This is a genomic window from Kaistella treverensis (assembly GCF_900114045.1).
Taxonomy (GTDB): Bacteria; Bacteroidota; Bacteroidia; order Flavobacteriales; family Weeksellaceae; genus Kaistella; species Kaistella treverensis.
Genome location: NZ_FORQ01000003.1, coordinates 285,510 through 297,990, shown reverse-complemented (window position 1 = coordinate 297,990; position 12,481 = coordinate 285,510). Strand labels below are relative to the sequence as shown.

At 40.3% G+C, this 12,481-nt stretch carries 9 protein-coding genes; 2 read left to right on the top strand and 7 right to left on the bottom strand.

Annotation, left to right across the window (positions count from 1 at the left end; genetic code table 11):
• Positions 1-135 precede the first annotated feature (135 nt).
• Positions 136-1,062, bottom strand: coding sequence for a malate dehydrogenase (locus BMZ55_RS09615; RefSeq protein ID WP_089820148.1), 927 nt, complete (start codon positions 1,060-1,062; stop codon positions 136-138).
• A gap of 279 nt (positions 1,063-1,341) precedes the next feature.
• Here BMZ55_RS09615 and epsC point away from each other — a divergent pair, with 279 nt between their 5' ends.
• Positions 1,342-2,163, top strand: coding sequence for a serine O-acetyltransferase EpsC (gene epsC / locus BMZ55_RS09610; protein WP_089820147.1), 822 nt, complete (start codon positions 1,342-1,344; stop codon positions 2,161-2,163).
• Between the two features lie 59 nt (positions 2,164-2,222).
• Positions 2,223-3,152, top strand: coding sequence for a cysteine synthase A (gene cysK, locus BMZ55_RS09605; RefSeq protein ID WP_089820146.1), 930 nt, complete (start codon positions 2,223-2,225; stop codon positions 3,150-3,152).
• 36 nt (positions 3,153-3,188) lie between these two features.
• On the opposite strand, the gene BMZ55_RS09600 is transcribed toward cysK, so the two are convergent.
• From BMZ55_RS09600 to BMZ55_RS09575, 6 genes are all read right to left on the bottom strand, one after another.
• Positions 3,189-3,941, bottom strand: coding sequence for a DNA-formamidopyrimidine glycosylase family protein (locus BMZ55_RS09600; RefSeq protein WP_143068768.1), 753 nt, complete (start codon positions 3,939-3,941; stop codon positions 3,189-3,191).
• A gap of 200 nt (positions 3,942-4,141) precedes the next feature.
• Positions 4,142-6,802, bottom strand: coding sequence for a T9SS type A sorting domain-containing protein (locus BMZ55_RS09595; protein ID WP_089820144.1), 2,661 nt, complete (start codon positions 6,800-6,802; stop codon positions 4,142-4,144).
• Between the two features lie 659 nt (positions 6,803-7,461).
• Positions 7,462-8,124, bottom strand: coding sequence for a phosphatase PAP2 family protein (locus BMZ55_RS09590; RefSeq protein WP_089820143.1), 663 nt, complete (start codon positions 8,122-8,124; stop codon positions 7,462-7,464).
• Between the two features lie 71 nt (positions 8,125-8,195).
• The gene (locus tag BMZ55_RS09585) at positions 8,196-8,750 is read right to left on the bottom strand and encodes a biliverdin-producing heme oxygenase (protein WP_089820142.1); all 555 of its coding nucleotides are present in this window, start codon (positions 8,748-8,750) and stop codon (positions 8,196-8,198) included.
• Positions 8,750-10,948, bottom strand: a complete 2,199-nt coding sequence (locus BMZ55_RS09580) for an ATP-binding protein (RefSeq protein WP_089820141.1) — start codon at positions 10,946-10,948, stop codon at positions 8,750-8,752. The genes BMZ55_RS09585 and BMZ55_RS09580 overlap by 1 nt, the downstream gene beginning before the upstream one ends.
• A 46-nt stretch (positions 10,949-10,994) precedes the next feature.
• The gene (locus tag BMZ55_RS09575; protein ID WP_089820140.1) at positions 10,995-12,008 is read right to left on the bottom strand and encodes a nucleoid-associated protein; all 1,014 of its coding nucleotides are present in this window, start codon (positions 12,006-12,008) and stop codon (positions 10,995-10,997) included.
• Positions 12,009-12,481: the final 473 nt, after the last annotated feature.

The window sequence follows — 12,481 nt, the reverse complement described above, 5'->3', positions numbered from 1 at the left end:
ATTTAAGGGTTTAAATATTAAGACCAAATGAACTTTTGGTGAAATACATTTGCTAAATCACAAAAAAAAGGTCTTTTTGCCCGGAAAAAAAACGCACCTTCTAAAAGATGCGTTTTTAAATATATTTTTAATTCCTTAGAACTTCAAATCACCATTCACTTCACGAACTGCTTTTGCAGCGGTGGCGAATTTTTCTTTTTCAGCGTCTGTTAAACTGATTTCCACGATTTTTTCAACGCCATTTGCGCCGATAATTGCCGGAACGCCAAGACAAATATCGCTTTGACCATATTCACCGTCCAGCATCAGCGAGCAAGGAATCATTTTTTTGTGGTCGCATAAAATTGCCTGAACCATCACAGAAACCGCGGCTCCCGGTGCATACCACGCTGAAGTTCCTAATAATTTGGTTAAAGTTGCACCACCAACTTTGGTTTCTTCTTCTACGTAAGCCTGTTTTTCCTCGCTTAAAAATTCAGTTACTGGAACGCCATTTCTCGTTGCTTTGCTCATCAAAGGTAACATTCCGGTGTCGCTATGCGCTGCGATTACCATTCCGTCAACGTCTGAAATTGGGCATTCCAAAGCTTCAGCCAATCTGTATTTGAAACGTGCAGAATCCAGCGCGCCACCCATTCCGATGATTTGATTTTTCGGCAATCCGGAAGTTTTGTGCACCAAATACGCCATGGTATCCATCGGGTTTGAAACTACGATGATGATGACGTCCGGTGAATGTTTTACCAAATTTGCAGTTACGTCTTTAACAATTCCGGCATTGATTCCGATCAATTCTTCACGAGTCATCCCCGGCTTTCTTGGAATTCCGGAAGTAATTACGGCAACTTTAGATCCTGCAGTTTTGCTGTAATCCCCTGTTGTGCCTGTAATTTTGGTATCGAAACCATTCAGAGAAGCGGTTTGCATTAAATCCATCGCTTTACCTTCGGCAAAACCCTCTTTAATATCAACCAGAACAACTTCTGCTGCGAAATCTTTCATCGCGATGTATTCTGCGCAACTTGCGCCTACTGCTCCTGCTCCTACTACGGTAACTTTCATAATTGTAAATTTATTTTTTTAATGGTGTATGGAACCCTACGGCTTCATTAATTATTTTTTATCCAAAGAAAAACGTAAAAATTAGCCGTTTTAACCCGGAATTTTTTATGAACCCAAATTTACAAAATGTTAAAGTTTTGACCAATTTTGTTCGGATGAAGTTTAAATAAAAAAATTCGGCCTTTTTCTCATCTAAAAACTGAATTGCTGCCATCGGTTTTTTTTACCTTACATCAACGGTTTCAAGGCTGATATGTTCTAAATTTGTTTAAAATATAGATGATTATGGGTTTCACAAACCGACTTCACGAAGGCTATTCCAACCGAAAATTTGATATCGACAAGAAAAAAATTGAGAGCTTTATCGACCGATTTTTCCGTTTTATCTTTTTTTTAGAACTTCAAAGATGTTCGGAATACAGTGACATTGAAGCACGTTTGAACAGTTTTAAAAGCGAGTTTAATGAAATCCTTTTTTCCGTAACCGCAAAAAATGAAGAAGCGGAAACAGAAATTTTCTTTAAAAGTTTCCCCGAAATTTATGAGTCGCTTGAAAACGATGCAAAAGCAATTTTCGATAATGATCCCGCGGCGCAAAGCATTGAGGAAGTCATGTTTTCCTATCCCGGTTTTTTTGCCATCGCGGTTTACCGTTTCGCGCACGAGCTTTATAAAAACAAAATTCCCTTAATCCCGCGCATCTGGACGGAATTTGCGCACAGCAAAACCGGAATTGATATTAATCCGGGCGCTAAAATCGGTGAGAATTTTTTCATCGATCACGGCACCGGAATCGTTATCGGTGAAACAACGGTTATCGGAAATAACGTTAAAATTTATCAGGGCGTAACCTTAGGCGCGCATTTTGTCGCTAAAGAACTTGCTAATGTAAAACGCCATCCGACAATTGAAAATGGCGTTGTGATTTATGCTAACGCCACCATTCTCGGCGGAAATACGGTTATTGGTGAAAATTCTGTCATCGGCGGAAACGTTTGGATCACCGAAAGTGTGCCTGCGAATTCTGTGATTTTTCACAAAGGTCAGGTTACGGTAAAAAATAAATTCCCGGCAAATGAGCCCATTATTTTCAGTATTTGAAAACATTAAAACTGAAAAATATCGGGCCTTAAGCAGCAAAAATTTTAAAAAATCATTTTATGAAACTGAATAATATATTAGAAGCCATCGGCAAGACGCCGGTTGTAAGATTGAACAACATTTTCCCGGATCACGAAGTCTGGATGAAACTGGAAAAACAAAATCCCGGCGGCAGCATCAAAGACCGCATCGCTTTGGCAATGATTGAAAAAGCGGAAGAGGAAGGCAAAATTAATAAGGACACCGTAATCATCGAACCGACTTCCGGAAACACCGGCGTTGGTTTAGCAATGGTTTGCGCCGTAAAAGGTTATAAACTGGTTTTGGTGATGCCCGAAAGTATGAGTGTGGAGCGTAGAAAACTGATGAGCTCGTACGGCGCCTCATTCGTTTTGACGCCGAAAGAAAAAGGCACTTCGGGCGCAATTGCAAAAGCAACCGAGATGGCGCAGGAAATAGAAAACTCGTGGATTCCGCAGCAATTTGAAAATGAAGCAAACCCTGAAATTCACGCGAAAACTACGGCACAGGAGATTTTGAATGATTTCCCCGAAGGTTTTGATTATCTGATTACCGGCGTGGGGACCGGCGGTCATATTACCGGCGTAACGGAAGTTTTAAAGGAAAAATTCCCTAATCTTCAAAGTTTTGCGGTGGAACCGAAAGATTCCGCGGTGATTTCCGGCGGTCCGTCCGGTCCGCACCCCATTCAGGGAATTGGTGCCGGCTTTGTACCGAAAGTTTTAAATACCGAAATCCTGAGCGGAATTATACAGATTGAAAAAGACGAAGCTTTTGAATTTACAAAAAGACTCGGCAGAGAAGAAGGAATTTTAGCCGGAATTTCCACCGGATCTTCAGCCGCAGCGGTTTCTAAAAAATTAGCTGACATCCCGAAAGGCTCAAGAATTCTCACCTTTAATTATGACACTGGCGAGCGCTATTGGTCTGTTGACGGGCTTTTCGAAGAGAATGAATATAAAGGCTAAGAAATTCAGCTTTTGTAAAATCAAAAAAATCCTGCTTTAAGCGGGATTTTTTTCTGCATACAGTTTCTGGCATTTGGGGCAGATGTAAGTTTTGCGTTTTACTTTTCCCATTTTGTCAATCACGACAAGTTCCGATTTGTCTTTCGGGCAGATTTTTTTGCCGTAAATCAGGGCTTTTTCTTTAACGTCATCGGTTTTAATCCGATTTAAGAATTCTTCAGCGTAGTCCACCACCATTTTTAGCAGGAAAACGAGCTTTTTTTCGGGAATATCTTTTACCAAACTTTCGGGATGAATTTTGGCGTGGTACAAAACTTCCACGCGGATAATATTTCCAACGCCTGCAAATAATGTTTGATCCATCAGCACATCACCAATTGTCTCGTTAGCGTGCTTAGTCTGCAATTCATTAATAATAAATTCCGAGTCAAATTCAGGTTTTAAAATATCGGTTTTGAAATTGAAATGTTCGCGCGGTTTTCCCTCATATAATTTGGTTTTCGCGATGTAGAAGTTGATTTCCTCGGAACCGAAATGCAGCGCAAAACTTGCGTTCACTTTTTTTCGTTTGTTCACCAACATGCGCCCGAAAAGGCCAAGATGAACGCCAACGAAGAAATCTTTAAATACAAAGAGCAGGTTTTTGCCGTAGGTTTCAATATCTTCAAGTTTGATATTAACGATTTTGGATTTGTCCATTTCGCCGTAGCCGGAAGCTTCGGTAACGGTTTTACCTTTGTAGCGAAGCAGCTTATTTTTCAGCGAAAGTATGGACGGTCCTTCTGGCATATTGTGTTTTTTGGTCGTTAAAAGCGGCAATTTTTCTGAATTTCTGAATTAAAAATATTTCAGAGAAAGCATCTTTCGAATTTACGGAATAGGTATTTACTGCACAAGGTCTGCAAAATATTTGCCGCTAAAACGGCATTTTTTTTGAAAATAAAAAGACTGCCTTTGCAGACAGTCTTCCTAATGATGAGTTTTTATGGTTATTTTTTAATAATGAGTTTCAGCGTTTTTTCCATGGTTGAAGTTTTCACTTTCACGATGTAAACTCCACCCGGAAGCATATAGTTGCTGGCACTTACGCTGGCTTTGTTACCATTTCTGACCACCTTGTTGCTGTAATCTGCCATCATTTTTCCACCAAAATCGAACACCTGAACGACAACCGTACTATTACGGTCGGCATCAAATTTAATATTGAATTCTCCGTTCGACGGATTTGGATAAAGTGTGACTTCGCTTGCAACTTTCGGTAATTCCGGAGTTACAACTGCTGCCGATGCAACTACTGTTTTTGAAGCATCAGGACATGGGCAGGTTAACAATCCATTATCCACTTTTCCACCGTCGTAATTGTTGTTTATTCCGTCCACCATTCCATTGATTTCTGCAGCGGAGAACGTTGACATTCCACCCAAAGCTTTGTTGGCTTCAGCAAGAACCTGGTAAACGCTCCAGCCTGCGAATGTGCCTGAAACCACTATCATATCACCAAGTTTTTTTGCGGATGGTGAGAAGCTTGCGACATACTCATCAAATCTGATGTTTAAAGTAAGCGCTACGGTTTGACCTGCTAAAACATTGCTGTAATAAGCACCAGGATTCGTCATGGTTCCCGGATTCAGCGCTCTTGGTGTTGATCCGCTTGGCAAGAAATCTTCAACTGCTTTTGCAGAAGTAAGTTTCAACCATTTGGTGCCTGCACCTACTGTTAAACCTGTTGGGAAAGCACCTGAAAAATATTGGTCTCTGTAAGCGCCCCAGTTTTTACCTGCAGCTTTCGCGCCCCAGCCGCCTTGAGTTACAGTGGTAAATTTACCGCAATCAATTGCTTTCACGGTACCACTTGCAGTAGCTGTACAGCCGTTCGCATCGGTTACGGTTACGGTGAACGGTCCTGCCGGTAATTTAGCAGATGAGCCGGTTTCACCATTGGACCAAAGGTAAGTGTACATTGGTGTTCCGCCGCTTGCTGCTACGCTCACGTTATTTGCGGAGCTTGAACAAGGCACTTCGGTAATCGTCAGTCTAAGTGATAATGGGGTTGGTTCATTGATGGTAATGGATTTTGTGGCTTCACAACCATTTTCGTCCTTCACGGTATAGGAATAAGTTCCCGCTTTTACGGTAAATGTTCCGGTCCCGGTAAAGGCACCAGTTCCACCAGTTGCTGTTACGGTTACCGTTGCATCACCACCATTGCAAGCAATTGGAGTTGCCTGAATATCTACCATAATTGGTCTAGGTTCAGAAATGGTTATTGATTTTGTGGCTTCGCAACCGTTTTCATCTTTCACGGTATAGGAATATGTTCCTGCTTTCACGGTGAATGTTCCGGTTCCTGTAAAGGCACCAGTTCCACCAGTTGCTGTTACGGTAACTGTGGCATCGCCGCCGTTACATGAAATTGGAGTTGCCTGAACATCCATTACAATAGCGTCCGGCTCTGATATCGTAATTGATTTCGAAGCTTCACAACCGTTTGCATCTCTTACTGTATAAGAATACGTTCCGGCTTTTACGGTAAATGTTCCGGTTCCGGTATAAGAACCAGTTCCGCCGGTTGCAGTTACCGTTACAGTCGCATCACCACCGTTACAGGAAATTGGTGTTGCCTGAACATCTACAACAAGTTGTGTTGGTTCTGAAATAGTAATGGATTTTGTTGCTTCGCAACCGTTTTCATCTTTTACAGTATAAGAATACGTTCCCGCTTTTACGGTAAACGTTCCGATTCCGGTATACGAGCCGGTGCCACCAGTGGCTGTTACGGTAACTGTAGAATTACCACCGAAGCACGAAATTGGAGTTGCAGAAACATTAATATCTAATTTATCAGGTTGCGTAATAGTAACGGTTTTGCTAGCAGAGCAACTGCCGTCTGTCACGGTAAAAGTATAGGTGCCAGCGCCTTTTGCAAAATCACCTCTACCCGTTGTAGCAGAGGAGCCACCGGTAGCTGTAACATGAACCATTGTGGTACTACCGAAACATTTTATAGCATCGTAATTCACCTGAATTTCCAGCATGCAACATTTCAGATAACCTAAATCTCTGTTTCCTTCGTCATAATTTTCATTTATTGCAGTCGCAGCTTCATTAAACTGTGTAGCGGAATAAGCTGATGTACCACAACCGCCCATAAAATTATTGGCCATCTCTAAAAACTGATTTACCGTTTTTCCGGCAAACGGACCGCTCATTAAAACATATTCACCTAATGTAACGGTCGGTGAGGAAAAGTTAGCATCATAACTATCAAACTGGACCGCCAACATTACAGAAACCAACTGGGCCGCTAATGTATTTGAATAGCTGGTACCCGGATTGGTATAGTTTGCTCCCAGAGTGGACGATGTTCCACCAGAAGGAAGAAAATCGGTTACGGCCGCTGGCGAGGTCAATTTTAACTGATAGCCGGTAGCGCACCCTAAAGTAAGGCCGCCAGGAAAAGCTTTGTTAAAATTATCATACATGTAACTCACATGAGGATTATCTAAATTGGGTGCACCCCAACCGCCCTGCGTAAGTGTATAGCCCTGACAATTAGTGGGCTGGGCTGAAAAATTGGTAGTAAACAGGAAGAATAAAAACAACAAACTGGAGAGTTGTTTAAACTTTTTAAAATAAAAATGTGTATTCATCTTTAGTGTTTTAAAAATAAGATAGAGGGTAGAGCGTCGAAGCTCAGAACTTTCGTCGTGGAAAAAATACCGAAAAATAAATGCGATTAGTAGCGCCCCGATGGGAAACTATTCAATTAACCGGCGACGTTGCGTACTCCACTTAATAAGAGGCTTTAGCACCAACCGTTCACTTAAAGTGTAGTTTTTGCAGTGATTGATCTTGTAATAAATCGATGTCATAATGCAAAACTTGAGGAATTAAATCCGGAAAAAATCTGTTCAGATGAAACCAATTAAAGGGTATAGAAAATCGGATTTAAAATCCTGTGAAAGCGTACTTTCAAAAAAAATGTCACAAACTGCAGATAAAGTAAACGATGCCAACTTTACGAAGAATAAAATAAATTTCCTTTTTTCATGCTTATGGTGTTTTTTGGTTTTTTAGTAATTCAAAGTTAGAGACTTATCAACCAAGTAAAATTGGTGATTAGACCCAAAAACATCTAATAAACAACGGTATCTTCACTAAAAGTAAAAATTTTGCAAATTTTGGCAAAATTTTTTTCCTTTTGATGAAAGAATAATAAGAATTTTTACACAATTCGGGAATTTTGGTCAAAAGCTGTTTAGGCTAAAATTAAAAAAAATGGTAAAAAAGGCGGAAATTTTTTATCAATTCAATAAATCGGCAACCATTTCCGGAAGGTGTAAATCATCAGAAAAAGCCAGGAATAACCGAGACAAACGCCGCCCAAAACGTCGCTGGGATAATGCACGCCCAGGTAAATTCGGCTGAAACCAATCATCAGTGAAAGTAAAACCAGAAACGTCATCATCACGTATTTCCAGATTTTCGGCAAATCGGTTAACCAGACAAAATACGCCAGGATGCCATAAAAAATAAAACTGAAAGTAGCGTGACCACTCGGGAAACTGAAGCCTTCTTCCGGATTCAGCAGTGGATATGGCGGGCGTGGTCTGGCAAAAAACATTTTCATTAAATAAATAATCAGCAAGCCTCCGCTGCCTGCGACAAAACTGAAAAAAGCGCGCCGGTAATCCTTCACCAAAATAAAAATAATAATGAGCGCCGGATATGCAATTTTCATCAACGACACTGAGGAAAGCTCAGTAAACGCTGACATATAGCCTGTTGCGCCGGGATTAATGAGGTGATTCCGCACCAAATCGAAAATTAAAAAATCTACTTTCTCTTCCTTTTCCAGCAGAACTTCATCCGTAATTTCTGCAAAAATAAAGAGCGCGAGCGCAAAAAAGAACAGCGAAAGCAAAAGTTTCGCTGAAGAATTTTTGTAGAAATTTTTGAAAAAAACAATCATTTAGCGGCAAATTTTTTCGAAATTATCAAAATCCGTGCTTAAAGCAGTTAAAAAAGGTGAGTCAGCAATTGTTAATCGCGCAAATTTAGCAAAAAGCTGTAAGCCTTTTCAGCGCCTCGCAGACAAGCATCTTCATCTTCGGGTTTTATTTCGCGGTCCAGAACTTCTTTGAAAGTTTTCCAGTAAGAGCCGGTATGGGGACCGTAACACTTGAAATAATGAAATGGAGCATCAGCAAACTCGCCGGATTTTGAAAGGTGTTTTGCAATCATATTTCCGCCCAAGGTAGAACCTTCCATAACATAAAAAATTCCGAATGCTTCCGCAAGATTTTTTACTGAAGCTAAATTTCGTTCAGGTGGTAAAGGCACACCTAATTCCATCATGTCGGTTTCTGCCAGCTTCACTTTGCGGCGGCTTTCCAAATTCAAAAAATCTGCTGCTTTTGCCGGAATAAAATTAAAAACTTCATTCTCGAATGAATTCAGCATTTCGTAGTTGTAAAAAAGCAACTTGCGGTAGTCATTTAAATCGAAAGTGCCTTCAAATATTTTTGTGGAATTGAATTTTTCTTCAGTTAAATCGTGCAGATGGCGCGTACCGTATTTAAGTTTTTCAGAAATCATTAAAGCGATCGTGGGTTTTGGAAAGTCAGTTTGAAAATAGTCTCTTTTGCAGCTGTACTTTTATAGGATATATTGCCGCCAAGACGTTTCATAATGCGGTATACAATGGAAAGACCAACGCCGTTGCCCTGAAAAGCCTTGGCGTTTTCCATACGGCTGAAAATCTTAAACATTTTCGACTGATCTTTTGCTGGAATACCAATGCCGTTATCTTTAATGGTATATATAACTTTATCGTCTTCTTCATAACCGTGAATTTCCACTTTAGGATTTTCACTTTTACTGGAATATTTTACTGCGTTACCGATGATGTTCAGGAAAACCTGTTTCATCATGGTTTCATCACCGAGAACATTAGGAGTTTTTCCGATGATTACTTCGGTACTTTCACTGATGGTCAGCTGCGCATCTAAGCATATTTTTCTGATGACAGAAGCTGTTTCCAGTTCCCTAAGTACTATTTCCGAAGATTTTGCCTTGCTGAGCTGCAGAACGCCACGCATCATATTTTCCATTCCAAGAACTTCTGCCAGGATGCTTTGAACTCTTTTCTGAACTTCGGGATTATCGTGATGCGCCCGTTCCAACAGTTGTGCATTAAGTTTCATGACGGTGAGCGGCGTACCAAGGTCGTGTGAAATCGTGTAAGAAAAGCTGTCGAGTTCTTCGTTGAGGTTTCGCAGCTCGTCATTCAGCTCGCGAACTTTTCGGAATTGGCTGTACGTGGTTTCAAGAATCGATGCCACCACTTTTTTAGCAGCAATGATATCACGGTTTTTCCACGGCGTTGCCTTTCCCTTAATGTTTTCAATATAAGTCGCAAACGATTTTCGCGGTGAGATTACGTACTGCTGATCACCATTGAGGACGGTTTCGCCTGTATCTTTCGAAGGATTTCCTGCCCAAAGCAACTGGGTGTCTACTTTCTGCCGAAACCAGATTAAAAGTTCGTTCCGATCATCATCTGTAAAGCCGAACATTACTCCCGCAGCGTTTTCCAGCGGCCCCATATTTCCTTGATGAGATTTGCTGAAGTCATTGGTGGAATAAAAATTCTTCAGCGGGTTTTCACGTGCATATTTTACAATGTTCAGAATATCTTCATCCGAAGGCACCAAGCCTGCGGTTCGGATATTATGACCAACCACTACTGCCAAACCATCCGCGTGCGGATAATTTCGCATGGTTTCAATATTACTGAAAAGCGATGATTCAAGGTCGTCGAACTTTGAAAGAGAAGATTTTAAATCTTTAATCTGATTTTCAAGCTCAATGCTGTCATTCAGCATCTGGCGTGATTTAAACGACGCATACGCATTCGCAGCGATGACTGTAAACACCTCAGCTCGGATTCGGTTTACCAGATCGATATGTTTAGCCTTCACATTCTGGCAAGTCACCATGCCCCAAAGCTTATTATCAATAACAATTGAGGTACTGAAACTGGACTCTACACCCGTATTTTTCAGATATTGACCATGCACCGGTGACATCGCCCGTAAGGCGGAATAGGTAAGGTCAACAGGCTGTTCCATCGTAGTAAGGATTGGTACCGGCGTAGAAAGAACGTTGCTGAAAATCCTTTTACGCTTTTTCAGATAAAGTTCACGGGCCTGACGCGGGATATCACTTTCCGGATAATGGAGGTTCATAAAACTCTCCACACCGTTTTTAATTTTTTCAGCAATTACTTTTCCGCTGCCGTCATCCAGAAATCGGTACACCATCACGCGGTCATAATCTATCGCTTCCGCCACGGAAACCAACAACTGCTGCCAAATTTCCGCTGAGTCTGTCGCATTGCTGATGCTCTCGTACTTTTTAGTAACGAAAGTCCGCGTATGAAAATGCTCGGTTACCTTTTCAATTTCCAGAAAAACCACCGACTGGTATTTATAAATCGTAAGGTGATAACCGTTACCGTTGATGGTGAGTTTATCTAAGAAAACATCTACTTCCTTCAGCGTCTCAAAATCAAGATTTTTCAGCACAACTGAATCCAAAAGCGGCTCAAAGGCACTGCAATTTTGCTCTAAAGTTTGGCCCAGGACATTTTCATTTACACTAAAAATGTCGGAAATATTTTGGCTTAAAAAGGTAATGGTTTTTCCTGAGGCATCTAACCCGATCAAATAGCCGAAATCCTGAATATGACCGGAAATGTGGATTTTCTCGTCGTGGCAATCGACTAAATTCATAAAAAAGGGTTATAAAAAGGTGTGTTTGCAAATTTAAGAATTTTTTTTATTGTTCTTCGTCGAAGTAAAGCCGGTAATATTTTCCCCTTTCATCGCTGCCCTGCTCTATCATTTTTCGGTCGCCATGCACGTAAATATGGAAGTTTTTGTCGAGCTTGATGATGCTTTTAAAACCGCGACTTTGCTTTTTCACAGCCGCTTCGTTAATGGCAAAATCTTCGGAAATCGAAACCTGCATTTCCTGCTCGTAATCCGATTTGAAGTTGCCAAAACTTTCAATTACATTTTCGTCCTGCAGCACTTCTTTCGTAAATTCTTCGTAGTCGAACTTTTCTTTTTCCTTGAAAAAATTAATGGATTTATTCAGAAAATCTGCCTGATCTGCTTTTGTAGTTTCAAATTCCTGCGGAAGCTGTTTCGTGATATATTCCTTGTAAACCGTGAGCGTTTCCTGCGTATGGAAATATTCGTCGTCGCGCTGTTTCACTTTTAAAAAATCTTCAAACCAATAATAAGGATCTCCGTTTTTATTGTTATCAACCACTGAAACCGCAAAACCGGACTCTTTAAAACTGTTGTAAATAATGCAGCCTTTGTCGAGTTTTGAAAGTGAAATTCCGTAATCTTTTTCAATGTCGAACGTGTCGCCTTCAGATTGAATTTTCAGAAACGGGCTTTTATTTTCGGTTTTAAAAATACCGATGGAATCTATTTTTTCACCATTTTTTTCTTCACCTTCGAAATAAGCAATGAAAAGCTCACCCGCCTGCACACGCGGATTTTCAGCAATTCCGTAGAGATGTTCGGCGATGTTTTCCGATTCGAAAATAAACCTGCTTTTATCCTCGAAAATTTCCGATGCCGAACTGAAAACCGGATTGTTCACCAGATAAGTGTCGCTGTAAAATTGGTATTGCTCTTCGGATTTGAAGGATTTCAGGAAAAAACCTTCCAGCATTTCGGTCATGGTTTCTTCGAGCTGATATTCCGCCTGAGAAAGGATGAGCGCTTCCTGGTTGATTTTATTTCCGACTTTGTGGATGATAAGTTTGGTGAGCATTGAGTAGAATTTTGGACTGCGAAGGTAAGTGTTTCGAAAAGAGAAGACAAAAAAAATTACCGCTTAAAAGGGTGAATTTTTCTGTTTTAGCTATTTCGATATTTTCAAAAAATCTCTCCTTTTAGCGGCGTTTTTTTTTGTTTTAATGTATTAAAAAATATGAAAAAGTTACCGGTTTTAGCGGCGTATTTTTTTGATTTAAATAAAAAGATAAATTAGAAAATTTTGCTGTTTTAACAGCCAAAAAAACCGCAGCAACTAAGTTACAGCGGTTTTATAAATATTGAAGTTTTCTTATTTCACTTCTTCAAAAATAACGGGTACTGATAATCAGTTAATTATGATTTCACGGTACAAATATGGTATTGATTAATAGGTGCATTAATACTAAAAAACATATAATCATCTGGTAATCATTTCTTTATATTTTCTGGGTTTTCATTTAATAAATTATACAAAATTTTCAAAATGTA